This window comes from Streptomyces shinuiensis, assembly GCF_043660855.1.
Classification (GTDB): Bacteria; Actinomycetota; Actinomycetes; order Streptomycetales; family Streptomycetaceae; genus Streptomyces.
In genome coordinates, this window is sequence record NZ_JBIHML010000001.1 from 4,316,807 (window position 1) to 4,340,840 (window position 24,034).

Here is a 24,034-nt window from a genome sequence, read left to right on the forward strand (position 1 = left end):
CCGTCCCGCCGGCTTGCCCACCGGTTCGCGCTCCGCCTCACGCACCGCCCCGGGCACCGCTTCGCGCACCGTCGCGCTCGCCGAGCAGGAAGGCCCTGACGCCCTCGGCGACGCCGCGGGCCGCACGCTGCCGCCACTCGGGGTCGGCCAGCCGCCGGGCCTCCCGCGGATCGCGCATGTTGCCGCACTCCAGGAAGACCTTGGGCACCCGGGAGAGGTTCAGCCCGCCCAGATCGTCGCGGACGGTCAGACCGGTCTCGGCCACCGGGCCCCCCAGATAGTCGGCGGGCCCGGAGCCCGTGGCCTCGGCGAAGGCGCGGACGAGGTGTTCGCCCAGCCGGCGCGAGGGGCCGGTGACCGGCCGGGTGTCCGCGGAGCCCTCGGTCACCCGCGCCGGGAGGATGACGTGGAAACCCCGGTCGCCCTCACCCGATCCGTCGGCGTGTACCGAGACCACCGCGTCGGCCCCCGCCTCGTTCCCGGTCCGGGCGCGTTCGTCCACGCACGGCCCGTACGGGCGGTCGCCGTCGTGGGTGAACTCCACCTTCGCGCCCAGCCCTTGGAGAAGGGTGCGGGCGCGGCGCGCGACATCGAGGGTGAAGGACGCCTCGGCGTAGCCGGATTCGGTGGCCGTGCCGGTGGTGTCGCACTCCTTGCGGTGCGTGCCGGCGTCGACCGGGCGCTCGATCTCGCGGGTGTGCTCGCGGTTGCCCGGGTTGTGCCCGGGATCGAGCACCACCACGGTGCCGTCCAGGGGTCTTTCCTCCCCGTCCGGCTCCATGCTCTCCTCCGGCCTCTCGGGAGAGACGCCGGGAGAGGATGCCCCGGACGCGCCGGGAGCACCGGGCGCGTCGTCGGCGTCCGTCTCCCGCGCCGACCGCCACACCAGCAGGCCCGCCAGGAGGACGGACAGCACGATCACGAGGATCACGGCAGGAGCGGACAGCCGTCGACCGAGGGACATGATCGGATCGTAGCGCCGCGTCCTACAGGCCCGGGCCCGTACGCCGCAGAACGCGCAGTGAGCGGACCGCGCACTCCTCGGCGAAGGCGCCGGACTCCAGCGCGCGGCGGTAGACGCGGCAGGGCGCCTGACCGCCGTCGGCCGGGTCCGGGAAGACGTCGTGGACGGCGAGCAGGCCGCCCTCGGCCAGGTGCGGGACCCAGCCCTCGTAGTCGGCGCTCGCGTGCTCGTCGGTGTGCCCGCCGTCGACGAAGACCAGACCGAGCCGCCCGCCCCACACCGACGCCGCCCGCGGTGAGCGTCCGACGAGCGCGACGACGTACTCCTCCAGCCCGGCGGCGTACAGGGTGCGGCGGAAGAAGGGCAGGGTGTCCATCAGCCCCGCCTCGGGATCCACCAGGGAGGGGTCGTGGTACTCCCAGCCCGGCTGCTGCTCCTCGCTGCCCCGGTGGTGATCGAGGGTCAGGACGGTCACGTCGCCGTCCGCGCGGCGGGCGGCGTCGGCCAGCAGGATGGTGGAGCGGCCGCAGTACGTGCCGATCTCCAGCAGCGGCAGCCCCAGCCGCGCCGCGTCGCGGGCGGCGGCGTACAGAGCCATCCCCTCGTCGGCGGGCATGAAGCCCTTGGCCGCCTCGAAGGCGGCGACGACCTCGGGCGCGGGTCGCGCTGCGGAATCCATGGGCTCGGCCTCCCTGACCTGTGGTGCGGCGCACCATGCTGCCGTACGCGGGTCCCGGCCGGTGAGGCGGGTGGGCGCGGCGCAGGGGGAGCGGTCCCGCCCCCGGCACGGGACCGCCCCGGGCGCCGCGGAAGACCGCGGCACCCGGGGCCGGGGCCCGGAAGGACGTGCCGGAGCGGGGCGGGATCAGTCCTCCCGCGGCTCCTGCCGGGCGGGGCTGCGGTGGCGCCCCCGCACGGGCACCGAGGCCTCCTCGCCGACGGCGGCCGGGCCGCGGTGCCGGCCGTGGTGCTCGCCGGTCTCGGCGCTCGTCTCGCTGCTCGTCTCGGTCTGGGTCTGGGACATCGCGGGAACACTCCGTGGATTCGAGGCTTCTTCCTCCGTACCCGACCAGATCGTAGTAGTTCTACGATCTTCGCTCCGCCTCGTTTCGGGCCAGCGGCGCCTGCTGGAGCGGCACCGGTGTGAAGGCCGCCGCCCGCACCGCCGGCGGACCGCCGCCCTCCGCCGAACCGCTCTCCGCCGGGCCGCCGTCCCCCGCCGGACAGTCCCCCTCCGGGGCGTGCTCCGCGCGCTGCCGGGGCAGCGGTTCGGGCTCCGGCGACGGCGTGATCCGGGCCAGACCGCACTGCGTCCGGCCCGCCCGGCCGCCGGCGCAGGGCAGCCGCAGTTCGCCCCCCGCCGTCCACAGACCCGTCCCCCGCACCCAGCCCACCGGGGCGGGCAGATGCCGCAGCCGCCGCTGGGAGGGGCGCCACACGGCCACCCACGTCCCGTTCGGCCCGTCCGCGCGCAGCGCCACCGCGCAGCCCTCGGGGGTGAGGGCCTGGCCGGGCTGGACGGCGAACGGGGTCAGCGCGACGCCCGGCGGGCGCAGGGCGTCGGGGAAGCGCACGGGCCGCTGGCTGCCGAGCACACCCCAGCCCAGCCGCGCCTCGCCCGGCGCGTCGGAGCGCAGGAGCAGCAGACCGCTGTCCGGGTCGGCCAGCAGTAGCCGGTCGTCGCTGTCGTCGGTGAGCTCCAGCAGCGGGAAGACCTCGCCGCCGCGCCCCAGATCGACGGCGACGGTCTTGGTGCGGCCGGCGGCGTCGGTGCGGTCCAGGGCCAGCAGGCACCCCTCGCGGTCCAGCCAGGCGCCGCCCGAGCACCGGCCGGGCACCTCGGCGACCGGCTCCGGGCCGCGGGCACCGCCGTGCACCAGCCACACCGTCGCGCCGTGCTCGCCGGGAGCGAGCGCGTGGACCTGCGAGCCGTGCGGGGCGGGCGGCAGCAGCCGCAGCCGCTCGCAGTCCACCGAGCCCAGCGGGAGTTCGCCGGTGCCCGGGCCGGTGGGGTAGAGCAGCGCGAGGTGGTGCCGGCCGCCGGCCGCACGGCGGATCAGCACCCGCCCGTCGGGCAGCGGCAGCACCTCGGCGTCCGCCCCCTCCGGGCGGGGCCCCGGCAGCGGGACCGCGTACGGCTCCGGGCCGTCCAGCGTCCAGCGCTCCGGGATCCCGCCGCGCCCGTCCCCGGCCGGCGCGAGCCGGGCCGCGTAGGAGCCGTCCGCGGCGATCGTGAGGCCGGGGTGCGCCGCTCCCGCGCCCTCGCTCCGGGCAGCCTCGACGGTACTGATGGTCATCAGCCCATCACCTCCGGTGAGGACGGTAGTTTTCGCGCCCCCCGACGGACGGTCCGGGCCGGACGCCTTCACACGTACGGGGGACGACGGGTCGTTTCACGGGCAGAAGAGGCGTCCGGTGTGCTCCGCCCGGCCCCGCACACCGGGGCGCACGGCAGGTAACCTCTCACCCGTGCCTGCACTCTCCGATGTAATCGCCGCACTCGACGAACTGTGGCCCCCCGAGCGGGCCGAGCAGTGGGACGCCGTCGGAACGGTCTGCGGAGACCCCGGCGCCGAGGTCGGCCGGGTGCTGGTCGCCGTCGACCCGGTGCAGGAGGTCGCCGACGAGGCGGTCGAGCTCGGCGCCGGGCTGCTGCTGACCCACCACCCCCTCTACCTGCGCGGCACCACCACGGTCTTCGCCGGTGCCTTCAAGGGCCGGGTCGTGCACGACCTGATCCGCGCCGGTACCGCCCTCCACGTGGCGCACACCAACGCCGACCGCGCCGACCCCGGCGTCTCCGACGCCCTCGCCCGGGCCCTCGGCCTGCGGATCACCGGCCCACTGATGCCCGACCACACCGACCCGGCCGGACGGCGGGGCCTGGGCCGGATCTGCGAACTGGACGCCCCCGAGCCGCTGGCCCGCTTCGCCGAGCGGGTGGCCGCACGGCTGCCCGCCACCGCGCAGGGCGTCCGGGCCGCGGGGGACCCGGACCGGCCGGTCCGCACCGTCGCGGTCTGCGGCGGCTCCGGCGACAGCCTCCTCGACCAGGTGCGGGCCGCCGGGGCCGACGCCTACGTCACCGCCGACCTGCGCCACCACCCGGCCTCCGAGGCCGTGCAGCACGGCGGCCCCCACGCGGGGCCGGCGCTGGTGGACGCCGCGCACTGGGCCACCGAATGGCCCTGGTGCGGGCAGGCCGCCGCCCAGCTCGACGCGGTGTCCCAGCGGCACGGCTGGGGGCTGCGCGTCCATGTCTCCCGTACGGTCACCGACCCCTGGACCGTCCACGCGGCGCCCGCCCCCGCCGAGGGCGCCGCCCCCACCACCACCATCACAGGAGCCCCCAACTGAACGCCGAGCCCGCCGACCAGATCCGCCTCCTCGACGTCCAGGCCCTCGACGTCCGGCTCACCCAGCTCGCCCACCGGCGCAAGAACCTGCCGGAGCACGCCGAGATCGAGGGACTGAACGCCGACCTCTCCCAGGTGCGCGACCTGCTGGTCGCCGCCCGGACGGAGGAGAGCGACACCGCCCGCGAGCAGACCAAGGCCGAGCAGGACGTCGACCAGGTGCGCAAGCGCGCCGCCCGAGACCGGCAGCGCCTGGACTCCGGCGCGGTCACCTCGCCCAAGGACCTGGAGAACCTCCAGCGCGAGATCGCCTCCCTCTCGCGGCGCCAGAGCGACCTGGAGGACGTCGTACTGGAGATCATGGAGCGCCGCGAGTCCGCCCAGGAGCGCGCGGCCGAGCTGGCGCAGCGGGTCGACTCCGTCCAGGCCCGGATCGACGACGCGGTGGCGCGGCGCGACGCGGCGCTGACGGAGATCGACGCCGAGACCGCCACCGTCACCAAGGAGCGCCAGGTCGTGGCCGCCTCGATCCCGGCCGACCTGACCAGGCTCTACGACAAGCTGCGCGGGCAGCAGGGCGGCGTCGGCGCGGCCCGCCTCTACCAGCGGCGCTGCGAGGGCTGCCGCCTGGAGCTGAACATCACCGAGCTGAACGATATCCGCCAGGCCCCGGCCGACGCGGTGGTGCGCTGCGAGAACTGCCGCCGGATCCTGGTGCGCACCCCCGAGTCGGGACTGTGATGCCGGACTCCCCGGACTCCCCGGACTCCCCGGACTCCCCGGACTCCCCGGACTCCCGCAGGACCTTCGTCGTCGAGGCCGACGGCGGCTCCCGCGGCAACCCGGGCCCGGCCGGCTACGGCGCGGTCGTCCGCGACGCCGGGACCGGGCGGACGCTGTCGGAGGCGGCCGAGTACATCGGCACCGCCACCAACAACGTCGCCGAGTACCGGGGCCTGGTCGCCGGACTGCGCGCGGCCCACGCGCTCGACCCGCAAGCCCTGGTGCGGGTCCGGATGGACTCCAAGCTGGTCGTCGAGCAGATGTCGGGCCGCTGGAAGATCAAGCACCCCGCCATGCGCCCGCTGGCGCTGGAGGCCGCCTCCGTCTTCCCGCCGGAGTCGGTCACCTACCAGTGGATCCCGCGCGAGGAGAACAAGCACGCCGACCGGCTGGCGAACGAGGCCATGGACGCCGGCCGCCGCGGCGAGGCGTGGCGGCCGGCCGACTCCACCGCCGATCTCGACGCCGGAGCCCACGCCGACACCCTTCCCGGCCTTCCCGCGGCTTCCGGGGCCCCGGCCACCCCCGAGAGCTCCGCCGAGGCGCGGGCGGCGGCGCGTGCCGCCGTACGCCAGGCCGTACGGGAGACCCACCGGACGGCCGCCGCCGCCGAGCGGGGCGCCGGAACGGACGACCCGACGGCCCTGACCGTGGCCGACGAACTGCCCGTGGAACCGGCGGAACCCGCGGATCGGGCGGCGCCCGCCGGGCAGGGGGAGCCGCGCGCCCCGCAGGTGGGCTGGGGCGCCGACATGGGCACCCCCACCACCCTCGTCCTGCTGCGCCACGGCGAGACCCCGCTCACCCCCCTCAAGCGGTTCTCCGGAAGCGGCGGCACCGACCCGGAGCTGTCGGCGACCGGGCTTCGCCAGGCCGAGGCGGCCGCCTCGGCCCTCGCGGCGCGCGGCACCGTCCAGCACGTGGTCAGCTCGCCGCTCATGCGCTGCCGCCAGACCGCGCGGGCGGTCGCCGACCGCCTGGGGCTGGGGGTCGAGGTCGAACACGACCTGCGCGAGGCCGACTTCGGCGCCTGGGAGGGGCTGACCTTCGCGGAGGTCCGCGAGCGGTACCCGGACGACCTGGACGCCTGGCTGGCCTCGACCGGGGCCGGGCCCACCGCGGGCGAGTCCTTCGACTGTGTCATCCGCCGCGTCGGGGCCGCCCGCGACCGGATCCTGGCCCGCCACGCCGGCCGCACGGTGCTGCTGGTCACCCATGTCACGCCGGTCAAGGCGCTGGCGTGCACGGCACTGGGCGCGCCGCCCGAGGCGCTGTTCCGCATGGAGCTGTCGGCGGCCTCGCTGTCGGCGGTGGCGTACTACGCGGACGGCAACGCCTCGCTGCGGCTGCTCAACGACACCGGCCACCTGCGCTGACACCCGCGCCGCCCGCACCGGCGCTCGCGGGGCCGCCCGCGCCCGTACCCGTGCCCGCGGCGGCGCCCAGCCGGGCCGCCTCGCGGGCCAGGCGCTCGATCCGCCCCCAGTCCCGCGCCCGCACCGCCTCCGGCGGCAGCATCCAACTGCCGCCCACACACGGCACGTTGGGCAGCGCCAGATAGTCCGCCGCCGAATCCGGCCCGATGCCGCCCGTCGGGCAGAACCGGGCCCGGGGCAGCGGTGAGGCCAGCGCCCGAAGATACGCCGGGCCGCCCGCCGCCCGGGCCGGGAAGAACTTCATCTCCGTCACCCCGCGCTCCAGCAGCGCCATGACCTCCGAGGCGGTCGAGACCCCCGGCAGCAGCGGTACGCCCGCCTCCCGCGCCGCCGCCAGCAGCCGGTCCGTCCAGCCGGGGCTGACCAGGAAGCGGGCGCCGGCGTCCCGGGCCGCCGCCGCCTGCTCCGGGGTGAGCACCGTGCCCGCGCCGACCACGGCCCGCGGCACCTCCGCCGCGACCCGGCGCACCGCCTCCACCGCGCCCTCCGTCCGCAGCGTGATCTCGACCGCGCGCAGCCCGCCCGCCACCAGCGCCCGCGCCAGGGGTACGGCCTCGGCCGGGCCGGCCCCGCCGCCGAGGACGACGACCGGCAGTACGGGGCCCAGGGCGAGCACGGAGGGCGGGGGCGTGTCTGTCATGGCGGCCATCCTGCCCACCCCGCCCATGCACCGCAACGCCCGTTGCGCATAACGCAACGACCCGGAGTCCGGCCGGAGTCCGGTCAGAGCTCGGTGACCACCACGTCCAGCCGCCACGGCGTCCCGCCCTTCGCCGGAGGCTCCACCTCCACCGTGTACCCCAGACCGCGCAGCGCCTCGGCCAGCTCCGCCGGGCGGCCCGGCTCGACGCCCTCGCGCAGCAGCGCGCGGACCATCCGTCCCTTGGTGGCCTTGTTGAAGTGGCTGACCACCGACCGCTTCTCCACACCGCCGACAATCTTCGAATGGAGCACCCGCACCGTCGCCGTCCGCCCGGCGAGTCCGCCCTTAGGCCTCCACATCGACCCGTACGCCGCCGACCGCAGGTCCAGCACCGGACCCTCGCCCGCCGCCTCGGGCAGCACCGACTCCAGCGGCTCCCGCCAGTACCGGCTTAGCGATCCCAGCGCGGGCAGCCGCACCCCGCCCGGGCAGCGGTAGGGCGGAATCGGGTCACCGGGCCGCACCGCGCCCCACAGCCCCGAGAACACCAGCAGCCACCGCCCGGCCCGCTCCCGCGCCGCCGCGTCCAGCGTGCCCAGGCCCAGCGCGTCGTAGAGCACACCGGTGTAGACCTCGCCCGCGGGGCGCGTCGGGGCCCCGCACAGCGCCGCGTTCCTCGCCACCTCGCCACGCAGGCCCTCGCTCAGCCCGAGCACCTCGCGCGCCTTCTCCTCGTCGGCCGAGCACAGCTCCACCAGCTCCGCCAGCACCGCCTCCCGCGCGGCCGTCAGCCCCGGCAGCGACAGCGCCCCCGGATCGAGCGCGGGACCGGACGCCCCGGCGGCCTTCCCCTCGGACGGTGGCAGCAGTACGAGCACGGCGGTTCTCCTCACAGGCGGTACCCGCGCCGGAGCACGTCCCTGCGCACCGGCGCCACAGCAGCGTATGCGCCCCGCCCACCCGCTCATCCGGCCGCCCCGCCACCCCGCCGCCCGGCCGGGGCATCGGTTCCGGCCGGTGCGGTACCCGGCGAGGCGTGAACCCTTTCCAGCGCAACCGGAAGGCCCGCGCGGCGCCCTCCCGCTCACCGCTGTGGGTGTGGCCGACCGTCGGGGGCACGGGCGCCCTGGCCGCCGCGGTCCTCCTGGACCAGATCAGGCCCCGGCGCGGAACGGGGCCGGCCAACCTCTGGCCGGGCGGCCGCGACGCGGCCTCCTCGATGCTCCAGGTGGTGGCCACCTCCTCGGTCACGGTGGCGACCCTGTCCCTCAGCGTCACCGTGGTGACCCTGCAACTGGCCTCCCAGCAGTTCTCCCCGCGGCTGCTGCGGCGCTACGCCCACGACCCGGTGCTCAAGGCCGTCCTGACGGTGCTGATCGCCACCGTGGTGTTCGCGCTGGCCACCCTGGCCTTCATGAGGTCGGGGCCGTCGCTGCCCGTGGTGGCGCTCTTCCTGGCCTCCGTGCTCGGCGTGGTGTCCCTGGCCTCCGTGCTCGGCTTCCTCAACCACATCATCCGCAGGCTGCGGGTGGACTCCATGATGCTGGACACCCACCGTGAGACCAGCGACGCGATCCGCAGACGCCACCCCGCCCGCGACGACCCCTCCGCACATGTCCCGGACGCCCCGGACCCGGAACCGGCGCGCGGCGCGGTGGTACGCGCCCGCCGGAGCGGCTTCCTGCGGCTGACCGACGCACGGGCGCTGGTGGCGTGCGCGCGCGGCGGCGACACCTTCGTACGGATCGACGTCCGCCCCGGCGACCTGATCGTGGCGGGGAACCCGGTCGCGGTGGTGTGGGCGCGCGACCCTGCCGGGGGGACACCCGACCCCGGGGCCGACGGCACCGCCGAGGAGATCGAAGCGGCCCTGGGGACCGGCTTCGAGCGGACCCCCGACCAGGACGTGGCCTTCGGCTTCCGGCAACTGGAGGACATCGCGGTCAAGGCGATGTCCCCGGGGATCAACGACCCCGTCACCGCGTGCACCGCCGTCGGCCACATGGCGGACCTGCTGGTGCGGCTCGCGAGCCGCCGGCTGGGGGACATCCCGCACGAGGACGACGAAGGCATCGTGCGGGTGGTCGTGCCGGACCGGGACCTGCGCTACTACCTCGACCTCGCCTGCGGGCAGCTCAGGCGCTACTCCTCGGGTGAGCCCACCGTGCTCGCCGCCCTGCTGCGCATGCTCCGCGACCTGGCCGCGGCGGTGCGCGAGGAGGGTGGGGGGGACGGCTGGGAGGACGGCGGGGGAGACGCGGCGGAGGTCCGGCGGGCGGCGGAACTGGTCATGGACACCATGGACTCCTCCGTCGGCCCCGCGGACGCCGCGCAGGTGCACGATCTGCACGGACGTGTTCTGGCGGCGCTGGAGGGGCGCCTTCTCGACGCCTACACCGACCGCGGCGGCGAGACGCGGTCGGTGTGACGTGCTTCGTGTGGCGTGCCCGGTGTGACGGCCGGGCGGCCCCCGGGCGCCTACCGCAGTCCCGTCCCCGTTCCCGCCCCCGCCCGCAGCGCGGCCACCGCCGCACGCGGGTCGTCGGCGTACAGCCGCAGCACCCGAGCCCGCTCCCGGCCGCCGAGCGGACGGACGACCTCCACCGGCGCCTCCAGTTCCACCGTCACCGTGGTCCGCCCGCCCACGGACAGGTCCAGCAGCCCGCCGGCGACCTCCACCGGCCGCCCCGAGGGGAAGCGGTGCTCGACGCGGACGGCGGTCACCGACCCGGCGGGCACCGCCACGTCCACCAGCGCGCCGTAGCGCACCCGCAGCGAGCCGTCCGCGCCCACCACGTGCGGACGCACCGCACAGGCGGCGTGGAAGCCCAGCACCAGCAGCACGCTCCACACGTTCAGCACCAGCACCACCGTGTGCGCCACCGGCCACCCGGCCAGCAGCACCGCCAGCACGGCCGTCTCCACCACGGTCGCGAACAGCAGCCCGTACACCAGCGCCGCCTGCCCGCCCGCGTACGGCACCGGTGTGTCCCCGGCGCCCACCCCGTGCGGCCGCCGGGCCGCCCACCGCACCAGGCTCGCCACCCCCCGCGCCTCGTGCGCCAGCAGCCGCCGCACCGGCACGGGTACGGCCGCCGCGGCCGCCCGCACGGCCTCGCCCGCCGCCGCCCGGCCGCCCAGCCCCCGCCGACGCGCCGCCCGCCAGGCGCGCACCAGCACCGCCGCCCCGGCCACCAGCACACCCGCGACCGCCGCCTCGGCCACCGCGAGCACCGGCCACGGCACCCGCACCCCCGCCAGCAGGCACACCACCAGCGCGACCTCGGCCGGGACCACCGCCAGCGCGCCCCACCGCACCGCACGCCCCCGGCTCGCCGTACGCACCCGGCTCACCGGGCACGCTCCACCAGCAGCCGCATCGCCTGCCGCACCGCCTCCGCCTGGGCCGGTGCGAGGTCGGCGAACACTTCCCCGGCGAAACCGCCCCCGGCCGCCTCGCCGTTCAGGGGGGCTCCGGGAACGCCTCCGACCGCCTCCAGCACCTCGTCCGGCACACACTCCGCCACCGCCCGGGCCGCCCGCGCCACCCGTGGATCGTCCACGTCCGCCTCCGCCATCTCGTCCAGCAGGGTGTACACCTGATACATCCGGTCCATCGCCGCCGGATCGCCGCCCGCGGCACCGAGCGCCGCGACCACCTCCCGGCCGGCCTCCGGCGGCGCGGCCGTCTCCAGCAGGGCCAGCAGCTCCCGCTCCCTCGCGGCCATCACCGGCTCCGGTCCCGGCAGCCGGGCCCCGGCACGGGCCATCTCCCCGAAGAGCGCGGCCAGTTCGGTGGAGACCGGCCCCTCGGCGGGCAGCTCCCCGCGTTCGGCCAGCTCCAGCAGTTCCCGCACCCGGGCCCGGCGTTCGCGCAGCGCCTGCTCCTGCCGGGCCAGGTCCGCGTCCAGCTCGGACAGCACCTCGCACAGCTCGCGCCCCGCGTCCGGGCCCCGTCCGGCCAGGACATCGCCCACCTCCTCCAGGCTCAGCCCCAGCTCGGTCAGCCGCCGCACCCGCGTCAGCGCGACCGCGTCGCGCAGCCCGTACTCCCGGTAGCCGTTCGCCCGCCGCACGGGCTCGGGCAGCAGCCCCAGATGGTGGTAGTGCCGCACGGCGCGGGTGGTGACACCCGCCAGCGCGGCCAGCTCGCCGATCCTCATGACGCGAGTGAACACCTTGACGTCGCGGCAGGGTCAAGGCGATGCCGGGCACGGGCCGGTCGCCCGCCGCGCGTCCGCGCCGCCCGCGGCGGCGGGATAGCATGGGCGGCACGGCAGACGAGTCGTGCGGGCGGTCGCGGCGCTATCCCTCCGGGGTGAACGTCGAGGAACGTCCGGGCTCCACAGGGCAGGGTGGTGGGTAACGCCCACCCGGGGTGACCCGCGGGAAAGTGCCACAGAAAACAGACCGCCGGGGGCCTCACCGCCCCCGGTAAGGGTGAAACGGTGGTGTAAGAGACCACCAGCGCCCAGGGTGACCTGGGCGGCTCGGTAAACCCCACCCGGAGCAAGGTCAAGAGGGGCCACCGCCCCGGCAGGGACGGTGGCCCTGCGCGGATGACCGAGGGCTGCCCGCCCGAGTCCGCGGGTAGACCGCACGAGGCCGGTGGCAACACCGGTCCCAGATGGATGGCCGCCTCCCGGCGGGCCGCGAGGCCCGCCGGAGACAGAACCCGGCGTACAGCACGGCTCGTCTGCCACCGGCCGTTCCGACCTGCCGAAACCCCGGCCCCGCCCCCTCCGCCTCCGGGCGGTTCCGGGGAGTCCCGGCCGGAGGTGCGGGGCCGTCCCGGCCGCCGGGCCCGGCCGGGTGGCTGCGGCCGGAGTTCAGGAGACCGGGTTGAGGGAGGCCGTCTCCGACCGGTTGAGCAGGCCGAGTTGCACGATCTTCATCCCCGCCTGGAAACGCGTGCTGACGTTCAGGTGCTCCATGAGCGCGGCGGTGACACGGCTGAGTGTGCGCACAGAGACGCCCAGATGGCGGGCGATCACCTCGTCCTTGACGCCTTCGGCCAGCATGCGGGCGACGACCAGCTGCTGCGGCGATAACTCGACGGAGCGCGGCTCGTGTGCCGCGGTCAGGGTCTCGATCGGGTCCGCGGTGAACCAGCAGAAGTCGAAGATCGCCTGGAACGACCTGACGAGGTCCTTGCCGTGGACCGCGATGGCCCCCTCCGTGCTGTCCCTGGGGTCGATGGCCGTCAGGGCGGTCGTGCCGTCGAAGACCATCAGACGCAGGGGGAGGACAGGGGTGACCCTCACCTCGGCGCCTTCCGTCGTGGCGTCCAGGAGGTAGTCGCGCATGTAGTCCACCTCGGCGACGTGCCGCATGTAGAGGGCGCGGATCCTGACCCGCCTGCTGATGACCTCCTTGTCGCGCAGGAGCATGTCGTCGAGGAGTTCGAGCGGGGGGACGCCTCCCGGATGCATCACGCACTCGGTCTCGCGAATGAGGGCGATGGCGTCGTCGAGGAAGGCGTTCACCCGCTCCGGGCCCTGGAGGAATTCGATCTCGACGTGTTCGCGCTCGATGTCACGCAGCTCGCGGAAGTCCTGCAGGAGGGCGGTGATCGCCTCGCGGGTGCGGACGGCCTGCCGCTGGTAGCGGGTCGCCTGTGCGGTCTCGGCCGCGAAGAGCCGGGTCAGCGCCACCTCCGGGGCCGTGACGCGGTAGCCGGAGGGGGAGGCGGGGGAGGGGACGAGTAGGCCGAGGAGTTCCAGCTGCTCCAGGGCCTCCTCGATCTCCGCCGGGGACGCCTGCGTGGACTCCGCGAACTCCGCCACCTCCCAGGACGCCTGTACCCGGGCCACGCGGTACAGCTGGCGGGCGATGCCCGATATCGAGTGTCGATGCTTTTCGAGCAACGGATGCCCCCACGTCGTCAAGCACATACGCGTTCCACTTCGTAGTGTAAGCAAACTGTTCCCGCGGTAATTGCCTTGCGTTTTCCCCCCGAACGTTCCGCCCGCTGAGATGAGGGCCCTGCGCTGGCGGTCCGTGGACATGTCCGGTGGACGCGCGCACCACCCATGGACGCCTTCTCGTGAAGACGCGATGATCGGGGCATCGAGGCATCGGGGCGTGGCCCTGCGGACGTCCGACGCATCCGCACCGCTCGGCACTCCACGCAATCACGGTTGGAAGAGACGTCTTCATGGGCATCAACGTCGCGTTGGTCGGGTTCGGAGCCGCCGGGCGTGCGCACGCACGGGCCCTCCGCTCCTGTGCCGGTGTGAGGGTCCGGGGAGTGTGGGACCGCGATCCGGAGGTCGCCACGGAAGGGCTGCCCCGCTTCCCCCACGGGCAGGCGGTCCTTGACGACCCGGACATCCACCTGGTCTCGCTGTGCCTGCCGCCGGGTGAACAGATCGCCATGGCCGTCCCGGCGCTCGAGCGGGGCAAGGCGGTCCTCGTGGAGGAGCCGCCCACGAGCTCCGTCGGCGAGTTCGACGAGCTGGTCGCCCTCTCCCGGCGGTACGCCGCGCCGCTGGGCGTCATGCTGCAGCACCGGATGGCGCTGCCGAAGGACGCCTACGAGCTGGCGTGGAACAGATCCGCGACCGCCGTGCTCGAGGTGTCCGGGTTCAGGCCCACACGGCAGCACTCACGCCCCGCCCGGACGGCGCGGGAACTGTACGGCCTGCACTTCTTCGACCTCGCCTGCCAGCTGCTGGGGGATCCGGCGACGGTGCACTCGGTCGCCAGGCGCCGCGCGGGTGCGCACGGCGAAATGCGCGTCACCGGGGTCGTGGAGTTCGACTCCGGCATCCCGTTGTCCTTCACGTTCACCTCCGAGGCGGCCACGCAGTTCGTCCGGCTGGAGATCCTGGGCCCGGACGCGCGTCTGCTGCTGGCCGACGGAACGGTCTCCGTGGAGTGCCGGGACGGGCGGGACAAGCTCACGAGCCCCACCGAGGCGGACCTGATCCGCGCCGTGTACGAGGACATGGCGCAGGTCCTGCGGGGCGAATCGGCCGCTCCCGTCCTGTGCGGGCTGGACCGCAGCCGCGGTGGTCTCCTGATCCAGGGTGTGCTGGACTCCGCCCCCTGCGCGCCGGCGGTCCTGCACACCTCCCTGGCCGGGATATGAGAGCCGCCTGACCCGCGCGCCGGCGGAAGGGGGGCCGGCACCGGCCCCCCTTCCGCCGTGCTCCCGGGTCAGGCGGCCGCGTCCGGCTCCACCGGCTCCACCTCGATCCGCAGCTCGCGGACGACGCGCTCCACCGTCGCGTCGTACTCCTCCGGTGTGTCCGCGCCGAGCACCACGAAGACGCACCACTCCGAGGGGTGGGAGAAGTCCACCACGTCCCCGACCCGGCGCAGCCGCTGGGCGCTGAGGACGCCGTCGACCGCCACCATCTCCTCGACGGTGGGAATCGAGGTGATGCGGCCGGGGCCACCGGGGCGCAGGTGCAGGCCGCCGAGGTGGCGCCGGGTGGGCCGCGGCGCGGGGAGCGAGCCGTCGACCAGGCCCGCGCCCACCGCCCGGTAGACGTTCCGGCCCAGGTACTCGCTCAGCACACCGCCGATCCAGGCACCCGCGAGGCGCGTGGCGATCTCGGAGAAGACCAGCTCGCCGTCCGGCCGCTCGAAGAGTTCGAGGTGGGTCACCGCCCGCTCGATGCCCAGTGCCCGGTTGACGTCCCGGTGGAGGTCGAGCACGCGCTTGTACAGCTCGGGGGCGTCCTGAGGGTTGATCATCGTGCTGCCGTCGAGGGGAGGGGTCTCCTCACCGGAGCCGGCGATGCCTTCCAGCACCGAGAGCCGGGGCTCGAAGTACGCGCTGACGACGAGGAACAGCGGCTCGTCGCCGTTCCAGATCGCGTCGATGTGGAGCTCCCGCCCGGTGACGAACTCCTCGGCCATGAGCTGCCGCGACTTCACGAACGGTGCCGGGCCGAGCGCGTCGAGCCTGGGTTCCAGTTCCCCGGGGGAGCCGACGGTGACGGTGCCGATGGTCCCGCCGCCGGAGACCGGCTTGACGACGATCGGGAATCGCAGCCGTTCGGCGACCTCGGCCAGGTCCCGCCGGTCGGTCCGGTCGGGCAGTCCGGCCCAGGCCGCGGTGGGGACGCCGGCCGCGGCGACCCGGGCCTTCATCACCCGCTTGTCCCGGTAGGCCACGTGGCGCATCGGGTCGCCCTCGTCCCCGAGCAGCGTGGCGAGATAACCGGCACCGAACTGGCCGAACTCGGTCAGGCTGATGATCCGGTCGCCGGACACCCCGCGCAGGGACAGGTCGGCGGCGACGGCCGCGATCTCCTCCAGCGAGTCGAACTCGCTGACGCGGTAGACCCGGGCAGCCCCGGCCAGCAGATCCCAGTCCGGGTTCATGTACTCGACGTCGAAGTCGTCGAGTACCACGTAGACCTCGGAGCGGAGCTCCAGAAGCGAGCTGATCAGTTCGTGGTTCCACTTGCAGACGACGATCTGCTCCCGCCCTCGCGGGGTCATGTCAGCGGTCATGGGTTTCCTCCGCCATCTCGTATCGGAATGCGGCCCGCACGCGGTCGGCGACCTCACCGAGGCCGGCCACCGTCTCCGCCGTTATCAGGGCTTCGGTGAAGAAGTTCTCCTGGTCCAGCGTGAGGACTTCGAAGCGGTCGAACTGGTAGCCGTCGACCACGCCGGGGATCGCCTTGATCTCCTCGATCGGGGTGGCGCCGGTGACCTGGCCGATCCGGTCGACCTCGAAGGGGAGCAGCGCCAGCAGCTCCGTGTTCCTGGCGGTGTCCGCCAGGCCCTTGGCCTGCTCGCCGCCGAGTGCCGCCTGCACGATCGCGCGCACCGGGTCGACCCCGCAGGTGCGCAGGGTCGCGGTCCGGTGCAGACCTCCGCCGGGGCGCGGGTTGATCTCCACCAGTTCGCTGCGGCCGTCGGGCGGCACCCGGCCCTCCACGTGCAGCCAGCCGCCTGCCAGGTCCAGTGCGGTGCAGAGCGCGCTGATGTCCTCGACCGTCTCCTCGACGCCGCGGCGCACGTGTGCGGAGGGCGGCGGCGAGATCCGGAGGCCCGCGTCGTGGTGCCGGCGCTCGTCGTGCTGGGTCTTCTCCACGCAGAACAGCGCCCGGAAACGTCCGTCGAGGACCGGTCCGTCGATGGAGAACTCGGTCCCCTCGATGTACCGCTCGACGACGACCTCCAGTTCGGGCGTGGTCTTCGCGGCGATGTCGCCCAGGTGCCGGGACAGGTCCCCGGGGCCGTGCGCGAGCCGCACCAGCCGGGAGGCGCCCGAGTCCAGCGACGGCTTCACGATGACGGGGAACTCCGTGACCGAGCCGACGGGGAAGGAGCCGGCCGGCCCGGCGGCGAACGGCAGCGCGGACAGGCCGAGTCGCCGCATCTCGCCGCGCACCAGCGCCTTGCTGGTCAGGACCTCGCGTCCGGGCTCGCCGCCGGGCAGGCCGTAGTGGCGGGCGGTGCGGATCTGCCAGCCGATCAGCGGCTCGACGAGGTTCACGACGGCGGCGGGCACCACACCGGCCGCGTCGACCGCCGCGACCAGCTCGGGCAGACCGGCGCGGTCCCAGTCCACCACCACGTGCGCGTCGCAGGAGTCGCGGTTCATGTCGTCGGGGTCGGCGGACACCAGTACGGGCCGCATGCCCTCCTCCCGGAGCATTCCGGCCAGGATGCGCACACCGCCGGTGGACCGCTTGGAGAAGACGAGGACATCGGACGTGGCTGTCATGGACTCACCTTGTTCGTCTCTGATCTGATGGGGAGCCGCGTCGTCAGCCGGCGGCCGACGTGGGCAGGGACTCCGCGGTGGGGGCCGGCGGAGGGCGGAGGACGGCCAGGCGTATCCAGTAGCAGCTCAGGGCGAGTGTCGCCACGGCGCCGACCACGATCACCGGGCGGACCCCGACGAGTTCGGCCAGCAGTCCTCCGGTCAGGGCCGCGACCACGGCGGCTCCGTAGCCGAGCGCGTAGGTGGTCGCGTGCACCCTGCCCAGCAGGTGGTTGGGCGTCACCCGCTGCTGGTAGGAACCCAGGGCGATCTCCCACATGAAGATCGCCCCGCCGCAGGTGAAGAACGTGGCGATGGCCAGCCAGGGGCCCGACGCGAGCCCTAGCCCCAGCCTGCTGAGACCGGTGACGAGCAGGGTCAGCGCGAGCGTCCAGGGCACCCCGGCGCGGCGGACGAGCGCGGGGACCAGCAGGCCGCCCAGGAGGCTGCCCAGCGCGGCGGCGGTGAAGAGCAGGGCGTACTGGGCGTCGGTGAGACCGAGGTCCCGCTTGGCGAAGACCACCAGCAGCGCGGTGCCGGTCAGCATCAGATAGTTCAGCGCCGCGTCGCTGAGCGCGAGGGCGCGCAGCAGCGGGATGTCGCGGATGGCGCACAGCCCCTCGTGCAGCTCGCGCAGCATGGTGGAGGGCGACGGGGCCACGGAGGGCTCGCGGCCCGGAGGACTCTTGAGCACCGGGATCATCAGGGAGATCACGGCCGCTGCGAGGAACAGCCCGCCCTCGGCGAAGAACGGCGCGCTGACCGCGATCCCGAAGAGCACACCGGCGATCGGGGAGCCCAGCACCTGCTGGGAGAGCAGACGGGCCGCGAAGAAACGGGAGTTGGCCTTCTCCAGCAGTTCGGGGGGGACCGGGGTCGCGATCATGGCGAAGGTGGTGGACTCCGCGAAGAGCTCGGCGATCGAGAGCGCCGCGGTCACCGCGTAGATGTGCCAGAGGCTGACGGAACCGGAGAGCACCAGCAGGGCGAACGCCAGCACGAGCACCGTGCGCAGGGCGTTCGCCGCGGTCAGGATCCACCGGCGGTCGAAGCGGTCGACCAGCACCCCGATCACCGAGCCGAACAGCAGCCCCGGCAGCGCGGCGATCACCATGATCAGCGAGATGTCGACCGCGCTGCCGGTGATCGAGAACGCCAGCAGCGGCATGGCGACGAGCCGGATACCGTCGCCGAGGCTCGAGACGGTCGCCGAGGCGAAGACCGTCCAGTATCCGTGTCCGAACTTCCAGCCGGTCGATGTCCCGGACATGTCGCTCCGTGTCGGTGGGGGGCGGGGGCGTCGTCAGATGCTTCCGCGCAGGACGGCGGAGCAGCGTGCGGAGAGGTGGTCGGCGATCTCGCGGAGCACCCCGCGCAGCGTCGCGGGGTCGAGCGGGGACGGCGAGGTGAGGCTCAGGGTGAGCGTTATGGAGTGCTGTCCCTCGGGGAGCGAGGCCCCCCGCCAGGTGTCGAGCACGTCCGCGTCCATGTGCAGCGACTGCGGCAGGGAGGCCTCCTCGGCGATGCCGCACAGCTTCTCGGCGGACAGCGACGCGTCGCACAGGAAGGACAGGTCCACGGACCGGGTGCTCGTGGACTGGTGCCGCAGGCGGTCCAGATCGGCCCGGAACAGCGCGGCGACGTCCATGCCGGGAGCCTCCACGGCGCCCAGCCGCGCGATCCCGCCGATCAGTTCCTCGTCCGGGACGCCGAGCAGCCCGGACAGCCGCTCGGTGTACACCAGCGCCTTGCGGAGGATGGAGCCCTGCCCCCGGCTGGACGGTGCGATGCCCGCCCGGTAGAGCTGTACGAGCATTCCCACCAGGTCCGCGAGCTTGGCCTGCTCGGGGGTCTCCGGGCGCGATATGCGGCCCTCGGGCATGGAATCGATGACCCAGCGGCCCGCGGTGAGCCCGGCGGCCAGGGTCTCGACGCCGATGCCGAAACCGTAGGCCACGGTGCGGCCCTGCCACTCGAACGCGATCAGGTTGCCGAGGTCACGCCAGCGTCCGTCCGGCTGGACCAGGCAGAACGTCGCTCCCCGGCCGGTCATGCCCGCGTCCCCGAAGGTCCACTCGTAGAAGCCGTCCGGCTCGCTGTCGTAGCCCACCGGTCCGTCCCAGGCCCGGCGCCAGGCCCGGTCCAGATCCTGGTGGGCGGAGTGCACCTTGAAGGCGACGTCGGAGGGTCCGAGGTCGAGCCGCCGGCCGAAGTACCCGGCCACACGGTCGGTGAAGGGGTCCAGATCGGCGGCCGGCGCCATCGCGCCGAGCATCTCGAAGTGCAGGACGAACTCGGTGTGGAAGTCGGCCTCGAAGGTGGCCCGCAGGTTCTGGCTGCGGATGCAGGGCTGCCGGACGGTGACCCACCGGTCCAGGGGGAGGTCGCCCCGGATGTACGGCTTGAACGGCACGACCGCGGAGTTGGTGAACAAGATGGTGCGGTCCGTCCTCGGCACCGCCGGCTCCGGTGCCAGCCGTTCGGCCCCGGCATCGAGGAACCACGCGGCGAACCCGGCGCTCCACTCGTCCAGCCGGGCGCGCGCCGCTTCGGCGTCGGCCACGCGGTCTTCTTCGGTCCTCCGGAACACCTCATGCTCCTTTCGCGCGGGGCGGGGCGGTGCGGTCCCGGCCGGTGAGGCGTCGCAGCGCGGCGCCGCCGAGGCGTCCGAGGACCGCGTCACGCCTGTCGTCGCCGGGAAGCGGGATGACGAACAGCGCCGGATGCAGCCACCACAGGTGCCAGAAGGAGATCCCGAGGTAGCGCTTGGTCAGCAGGTGGAACCCGATGGCCGAGAGGCCGATGAGCCGGCGGTCGTGCCAGCGGGCCACCAGCAGCGGGAGGAAGGCCGTCTCGCCGAGCACGGTGAGGACCGCGATCGCGCGCATCAGCGGGTCGTTCCGGCTGATCTCGGCGCCCGCGGGCGTGCCGAGCACGGCCAGCGAGCCCTTGACCGTGCGGCCGCCGGTCATCCACTCCCCGCCGCCGTGCAGCAGTTTCGACAGCCCCGCCTGGGTGTAGATCGTGGCGGCCCCCAACTGCATCGACGCCAGCGCGACGGACTGCAGTTGGGCGGTGCGCTCCGAGTGCCCTCCCGCGACGGCGCCGGAGGGGGAGGGCCGCACGTCGGCCGCGGCCGCGGCGGCGACGAAGAGGCTGAGGTGGCTGTTGTAGTTCCAGAACCGCGGGTGGAAGTGGGCGACGTACGCCTGGGTGCCGATGAACCCCGCCGCGGCGGCGGCCCGGACCGCCGGGTGGCGGACACCGGCGGTCCACAGCGCCATGCCGACCAGCCCGGTGCCGCGCAGGGCCTCGTAGCCCCGGCGGCTCAGCCGGAACGGCCGCTTCCCCCGTACCTGCGGCGACATCACGGTGTCGTGGTGTTCCTCGAAGAACGAGCCGTCGGGCAGGTGCCAGAGGGTGCGGAGCGCGGCGGCGCCGAGCGCCGTCCTGGTCACCCTGATGCGGGCCGGTGCGTCGGCCTGCCGGAACAGGATGTCCGTGATCCTGCGCAGCATCAGTCCACCTCCCAGCGGTGGAGTGTCCGTTGTTCGTGGAGCGGTGCGTCGTCCGCGCGGGAGTAGTCGGCGATGTCCACCGACACCACCAGCATTTCCAGCCCGGTGAATCCGCGCGGGTCGATGGGCCGCTCGGAGGCGTGCACCTCGTCGAACGCCCTCCACGGCCTGGAGTTCAGCCGTTCCACGACCCGGCGGCAGAACCGGTCGCGCACCTCCCGGTCCTCGTTCTCCACCAGCACGTTCACGCAGATGTCCACCACGCGGAAGAACTCCAGGGGCAGCAGTCCGTAGACCGGGCGGAGCCCGCCCCAGCGCTCCCCGTCCCGCAGCCGTACCCGGAGCTGGGGGAGTCGCTCGGGCAGCACCTGGTTGAACATGTTGTTGGAGCAGACGGGCCAGCGGTTCCGGTCGCGCACGGTGTGCGCGAACTGCACCGCGGTCAGCCCCGCCAGCGCGACGGCGGCCAGTTGCGCGGCCCGTCGGACGGGTGAGCGGTGTGCTGTCGTCCGGAGGGTCATGGCGCCACCGCGCCGTCCAGGACGCTCAGAGTGCACCGCTCGCCCGCCGAGAGCGCCGCCCGTGCCCCGAAGGGGAGGCAGACCATCGGGTCGGTGTGCCCGAAGGGCAGGCCGCCGACGACCGGGCCGCGGAACCCCGCCGTCTCCCGGGCGACCAGCTCGGCCGCCTCCGGGGACCGGTCGAACGCGGGGTCGGGGAAGCGGCCCAGGCCCAGTCCCGAGATCCGCTCCAGCACCCCCGTCTGCCGCAGCTGGGTGAACTGGGCCGCCAGGACGGCCGGGTTGCAGGTGGTGCTCTCCAGCATCAGCAGTGCCCCGTCCAGGTCCGGCCAGTACCGGGTCCCGGCCAGCGACAGCAGCGTCTCGATGGTGCCGCCGATCAGGAAGCCGTGCGCCGCCCCGGGGTTCAGACAGCGGGCCGGCGGGCCGGGCAGAGCCGTCCGCGGGCGGTCGTCGGCCTCGTCCCAGGGCAGGAACTCGACCACCTGGTCGTCCGGTACGGGCACCGGTCCGAGCGGCTCGGGCGAGCCGAGGACCCGCTCGAACATCCGGCGGGTGTAGGGCAGGCTGCCGCCGTACTCGCCCCACTGGGGCAGCAGTTGGGGGCCGAGCACCACACCCAGCCGTGTGCGCTGCCAGACGGCGACCAGCAGCGCGGTGGTGTCGCTGTAGCCGACCAGCGGTTTGGGGTGGGCCCGGATGAGGTCGTAGTCGAGCAGGTCGAGCAACTGGCCGGCGCTGTGCCCTCCGATGGCCGTCATGACGACGCGGACCCGGTCGTCGAGGAACAGCTCGTGGAGGTCGGCGGCCCGCTCCTGCGGCGAACCCGCCGTGTACCCGGTGTCGCGCAGCCAGTTGCGGCCGCCGCGGACCTCGTAGCCGAGCTCCCGCAGATGTGCCAGGGCCCGGTCGCGGCGGCGCGGGTAGCGGGCGGCGTGGGGCATGGAGGGGGAGCAGATGCCGATGGTGTCCCCCGGCCGCAGCGGCGGGGGCCGCAGGACCGGGGGCACCATGGCCGTGGGTTCGAACGACACGACTGCCCGCCTCAGGCCCCGCGCCTGGCGACGAAGAACAGGTTGTTGCCGCGCTCGGCCATCGAGGCCTCGCCCATGAGGTGGAGTTCCAGCTCGCGGATCCGCTCGTAGTGCTCCGGGTCGGAGAGCGTGCGGAGGACTCCTGAGCTGGACCCCTCCAGCTGGGTCTCCTGGTAGCCCGGGTAGACCAGCACGGGGAAGCCGGTGCGGACCTGGGTGTGCAGGCCGGCGCGCGCCAGGTCGCCCTGGAGCTCCACGGGGGTGAACAGGTGCATGGAGGGCATGTCCGGTGTGAAGCGGCCCTTGCGGTCCAGCACCGCCGACCGGGCCTCTTCGAGGTTGCCCACCGTGATGTTGAAGAAGGCGGTGTGGTAGCGGTTGGGCAGCACCAGGGCCATCTGGGCGCCGATGTTCATCAGCGAGCCGAGCTGGCGCAGCACCTCGGTGGGCCGCGCGACGAAGCCCAGCACGTTGTGGAAGCTGATGACCAGGTCGAAGCTCTGCCCGGCGAGATCGGCGGCGACGTTCATCAGGTCGCCGTTGACGATGGTCAGACGGTCCTGGTAGCCGCCGCGCTCGGCCTTCTCGGCCGCGTGCCGGGACATGTCGGGGCTCAGGTCGTACAGCACGCCGGTGAGGTCCGGCCTGGCCCGCAGGATGCGGTCGCTCCAGCGGCCGGTGCCGCCGCCCGCGTCCAGCAGGCGCCCGCCCTGGGGGAGGGAGGGCAGCACATAGCGCTCCAGCGCCTCCCACAGCAGCTCGTCGGAGAGCCGCCAGTAGACCTGCTCGTCGACCAGGTCGTACCCGTCGGCCTTGGCGCGGAAGTATCCGATCACCTCCTCCTCGGCGCCGGGGCTCTCGTGGGGGGCAGTGACCTCGGAGGTCTGGGACATCGGCGGCGTTTTCCTCTCGGATGACGGTGGTGCGGCGGGTCAGGGAAGGATCTGGGAACCGTTGAAACGGAGCAGCAGCGCGAGATCGCGGATGTCGTCGTGCTTCGTCGCCCAGAGGAGGAAGCGCTCGATCCCGAGGCCGAAGCCGGAGGTACGCAGCGGGTGGCGTTCCTTCATGATCGTGTACCACTCGTAGCTGTCGGCGGACACCTCGTGCAGGTCCAGGGCCTCGCGCAGGGACGTGCCGTCCGCGTGGCGTTCTCCGGAACCGACGGTCTCACCGATGCCGAACAGCAGGTCGGCGCTGAGGGCCTTGGTCCGGTCCGAGGCGTCGAAGGCCTGGTAGAAGGGCACGCTCAGGTGGTCGGGGTGGGTCACCCAGACGTATCCGCCGAACCGTTCCATCAGCACCTGCTCACCCGCCCGGGTGAGGCTGCGGCAGCCGGGGAACATCTCCTTCACGTACCGCGGGTCGGCGTTCAGCAGGTCCGCCGCCTCGTCGAAGGTGATGCGCGGCAGGGCCGGGGAGCCGGCCAGCTCCTCCAGGTGCGAGACGGTCCCGGCCATCTCCCGGACCGCGGCGCCGCTGTGCTCCAGGAGCCCGGCGGCCAGGTCGCGCAGGTACTCCTCCACGGTCCGCATGACGTCGTCGAGGCCGCCGACGATCTCGGCCTCGCTGTGGAAGAACTGGCACAGGTGGGTCTTGTCGGCCGGCTCGCCGCGGAAGGACGGCATCAGGTAGTAGGAGCCCTTGGGCGCCAGGCGGCAGCCGAACTCGAGCATGAACTGCATCGAGTCGGCGAGGTAGGTCGGGACGCCCTCGAGTTCCACCATCACGGGGCTGCTGTCACTGCCGCGCCCCATCGGGCTGGAGATGGAGCCCGTGGTGATCGGCAGGTGCAGGCAGCGGGTCCCGCGCTGCGTCCAGAAGGACGTGGTGCGGTGCGTGATGACGTCCTGGAGCAGGGTCAGGTGGCGGTACCACGGGTTCTCCAGAACCGTCAGGAAGTGCTTGTCCGGGTCATTCCAGGAGCCCGGTGCGGAAACAGCGTGAGCGGGCATGGGAGTCCTTTGCTCGTGATGCGACGGACGAGTCGCGGCCTTCCCGCCGGCGCCGGGGCGGACCCCTCCGGGCCGCAGCCGCGTTCCACCA

General features: G+C 74.0%; 23 protein-coding genes and 1 other RNA gene. 6 read left to right on the forward strand and 18 right to left on the reverse strand.

Annotation, left to right across the window (positions count from 1 at the left end; genetic code table 11):
- Positions 1-37 precede the first annotated feature (37 nt).
- The 4 genes from ACGRHY_RS19600 to ACGRHY_RS19615 all read right to left on the reverse strand — a co-directional run bounded on the left by ACGRHY_RS19600 (position 38) and on the right by ACGRHY_RS19615 (position 3,261).
- Positions 38-964: an N-acetylmuramoyl-L-alanine amidase gene (locus ACGRHY_RS19600; protein ID WP_394636615.1), complete on the reverse strand. Its 927-nt coding sequence runs from the start codon at positions 962-964 to the stop codon at positions 38-40.
- 22 nt (positions 965-986) lie between these two features.
- Complete coding sequence (locus ACGRHY_RS19605; RefSeq protein ID WP_394636616.1) at positions 987-1,643, reverse strand: class I SAM-dependent methyltransferase; 657 nt, start codon at positions 1,641-1,643, stop codon at positions 987-989.
- A 186-nt stretch (positions 1,644-1,829) separates the two neighbouring features.
- Complete coding sequence (locus tag ACGRHY_RS19610) at positions 1,830-1,988, reverse strand: hypothetical protein (protein WP_394636617.1); 159 nt, start codon at positions 1,986-1,988, stop codon at positions 1,830-1,832.
- Between the two features lie 61 nt (positions 1,989-2,049).
- Complete coding sequence (locus ACGRHY_RS19615) at positions 2,050-3,261, reverse strand: hypothetical protein (protein ID WP_394636618.1); 1,212 nt, start codon at positions 3,259-3,261, stop codon at positions 2,050-2,052.
- Between the two features lie 172 nt (positions 3,262-3,433).
- Here ACGRHY_RS19615 and ACGRHY_RS19620 point away from each other — a divergent pair, with 172 nt between their 5' ends.
- The 3 genes from ACGRHY_RS19620 to ACGRHY_RS19630 are packed head-to-tail and all read left to right on the forward strand — an operon-like array spanning position 3,434 to position 6,479.
- Positions 3,434-4,321, forward strand: a complete 888-nt coding sequence (locus ACGRHY_RS19620; protein WP_394636619.1) for a Nif3-like dinuclear metal center hexameric protein — start codon at positions 3,434-3,436, stop codon at positions 4,319-4,321.
- Positions 4,318-5,061 (forward strand): zinc ribbon domain-containing protein, encoded by a 744-nt coding sequence (locus ACGRHY_RS19625; protein ID WP_394638125.1) that lies wholly within the window; start codon positions 4,318-4,320, stop codon positions 5,059-5,061. Before ACGRHY_RS19620 ends, ACGRHY_RS19625 begins: the two co-directional genes overlap by 4 nt.
- A complete protein-coding gene (locus ACGRHY_RS19630) occupies positions 5,061-6,479 on the forward strand; it encodes a bifunctional RNase H/acid phosphatase (RefSeq protein WP_394636620.1) in 1,419 nt (472 codons plus the stop codon). The genes ACGRHY_RS19625 and ACGRHY_RS19630 overlap by 1 nt, the downstream gene beginning before the upstream one ends.
- Here the strand turns inward: ACGRHY_RS19630 and eda are convergent.
- Together eda and yaaA are read right to left on the reverse strand one after the other, a co-directional pair.
- On the reverse strand, positions 6,454-7,179 hold the full coding sequence (gene eda, locus ACGRHY_RS19635) for a bifunctional 4-hydroxy-2-oxoglutarate aldolase/2-dehydro-3-deoxy-phosphogluconate aldolase (protein WP_394636621.1): 726 nt from the start codon (positions 7,177-7,179) through the stop codon (positions 6,454-6,456). The genes ACGRHY_RS19630 and eda overlap by 26 nt on opposite strands.
- A gap of 83 nt (positions 7,180-7,262) precedes the next feature.
- Complete coding sequence (gene yaaA, locus ACGRHY_RS19640) at positions 7,263-8,060, reverse strand: peroxide stress protein YaaA (RefSeq protein WP_394636622.1); 798 nt, start codon at positions 8,058-8,060, stop codon at positions 7,263-7,265.
- Positions 8,061-8,218: 158 nt separating this feature from the next.
- Here yaaA and ACGRHY_RS19645 point away from each other — a divergent pair, with 158 nt between their 5' ends.
- Positions 8,219-9,610, forward strand: coding sequence for a DUF2254 domain-containing protein (locus ACGRHY_RS19645; protein ID WP_394636623.1), 1,392 nt, complete (start codon positions 8,219-8,221; stop codon positions 9,608-9,610).
- Positions 9,611-9,660: 50 nt separating this feature from the next.
- On the opposite strand, the gene ACGRHY_RS19650 is transcribed toward ACGRHY_RS19645, so the two are convergent.
- Both ACGRHY_RS19650 and ACGRHY_RS19655 read right to left on the reverse strand, forming a co-directional pair.
- Positions 9,661-10,536 carry a hypothetical protein gene (locus ACGRHY_RS19650; RefSeq protein WP_394636624.1) on the reverse strand — a complete coding sequence of 292 codons (876 nt, stop codon included), beginning with the start codon at positions 10,534-10,536 and terminating at the stop codon, positions 9,661-9,663.
- Positions 10,533-11,345 (reverse strand): MerR family transcriptional regulator, encoded by an 813-nt coding sequence (locus ACGRHY_RS19655; protein WP_394636625.1) that lies wholly within the window; start codon positions 11,343-11,345, stop codon positions 10,533-10,535. The genes ACGRHY_RS19650 and ACGRHY_RS19655 overlap by 4 nt, the downstream gene beginning before the upstream one ends.
- Positions 11,346-11,463: 118 nt before the next feature.
- Here ACGRHY_RS19655 and rnpB point away from each other — a divergent pair.
- Positions 11,464-11,881: RNase P RNA component class A (gene rnpB / locus ACGRHY_RS19660), an RNA gene on the forward strand.
- 130 nt (positions 11,882-12,011) lie between these two features.
- On the opposite strand, the gene ACGRHY_RS19665 is transcribed toward rnpB, so the two are convergent.
- The gene (locus ACGRHY_RS19665) at positions 12,012-12,995 is read right to left on the reverse strand and encodes a helix-turn-helix transcriptional regulator (RefSeq protein ID WP_394636626.1); all 984 of its coding nucleotides are present in this window, start codon (positions 12,993-12,995) and stop codon (positions 12,012-12,014) included.
- A gap of 344 nt (positions 12,996-13,339) precedes the next feature.
- On the opposite strand from ACGRHY_RS19665, the gene ACGRHY_RS19670 reads away from it, so the two are divergent.
- Positions 13,340-14,275, forward strand: a complete 936-nt coding sequence (locus tag ACGRHY_RS19670; RefSeq protein ID WP_394636627.1) for a Gfo/Idh/MocA family protein — start codon at positions 13,340-13,342, stop codon at positions 14,273-14,275.
- Positions 14,276-14,343: 68 nt separating this feature from the next.
- Here ACGRHY_RS19670 and ACGRHY_RS19675 read toward each other — a convergent pair whose 3' ends face one another.
- Genes ACGRHY_RS19675 through ACGRHY_RS19715 form a run of 9 tightly spaced genes read right to left on the reverse strand, consistent with a single transcriptional unit; the run spans position 14,344 to position 23,943 of the window.
- Positions 14,344-15,651 carry an ATP-grasp domain-containing protein gene (locus tag ACGRHY_RS19675; RefSeq protein ID WP_394636628.1) on the reverse strand — a complete coding sequence of 436 codons (1,308 nt, stop codon included), beginning with the start codon at positions 15,649-15,651 and terminating at the stop codon, positions 14,344-14,346.
- The gene (locus tag ACGRHY_RS19680; protein ID WP_394636629.1) at positions 15,641-16,876 is read right to left on the reverse strand and encodes an ATP-grasp domain-containing protein; all 1,236 of its coding nucleotides are present in this window, start codon (positions 16,874-16,876) and stop codon (positions 15,641-15,643) included. Before ACGRHY_RS19680 ends, ACGRHY_RS19675 begins: the two co-directional genes overlap by 11 nt.
- A 43-nt stretch (positions 16,877-16,919) precedes the next feature.
- Positions 16,920-18,185, reverse strand: coding sequence for an MFS transporter (locus ACGRHY_RS19685; protein WP_394636630.1), 1,266 nt, complete (start codon positions 18,183-18,185; stop codon positions 16,920-16,922).
- Between the two features lie 33 nt (positions 18,186-18,218).
- A complete protein-coding gene (locus ACGRHY_RS19690; protein WP_394636631.1) occupies positions 18,219-19,478 on the reverse strand; it encodes an alanine--tRNA ligase-related protein in 1,260 nt (419 codons plus the stop codon).
- Positions 19,479-19,506: 28 nt separating this feature from the next.
- The gene (locus tag ACGRHY_RS19695; protein ID WP_394636632.1) at positions 19,507-20,433 is read right to left on the reverse strand and encodes a hypothetical protein; all 927 of its coding nucleotides are present in this window, start codon (positions 20,431-20,433) and stop codon (positions 19,507-19,509) included.
- Complete coding sequence (locus ACGRHY_RS19700) at positions 20,433-20,954, reverse strand: hypothetical protein (RefSeq protein ID WP_394636633.1); 522 nt, start codon at positions 20,952-20,954, stop codon at positions 20,433-20,435. Before ACGRHY_RS19700 ends, ACGRHY_RS19695 begins: the two co-directional genes overlap by 1 nt.
- On the reverse strand, positions 20,951-21,988 hold the full coding sequence (locus ACGRHY_RS19705; RefSeq protein WP_394636634.1) for a S66 family peptidase: 1,038 nt from the start codon (positions 21,986-21,988) through the stop codon (positions 20,951-20,953). Before ACGRHY_RS19705 ends, ACGRHY_RS19700 begins: the two co-directional genes overlap by 4 nt.
- An 11-nt stretch (positions 21,989-21,999) precedes the next feature.
- Positions 22,000-22,881, reverse strand: coding sequence for a class I SAM-dependent methyltransferase (locus tag ACGRHY_RS19710; RefSeq protein WP_394636635.1), 882 nt, complete (start codon positions 22,879-22,881; stop codon positions 22,000-22,002).
- 39 nt (positions 22,882-22,920) lie between these two features.
- Positions 22,921-23,943: an amino acid--tRNA ligase-related protein gene (locus tag ACGRHY_RS19715; protein WP_394636636.1), complete on the reverse strand. Its 1,023-nt coding sequence runs from the start codon at positions 23,941-23,943 to the stop codon at positions 22,921-22,923.
- Positions 23,944-24,034 lie beyond the last annotated feature (91 nt).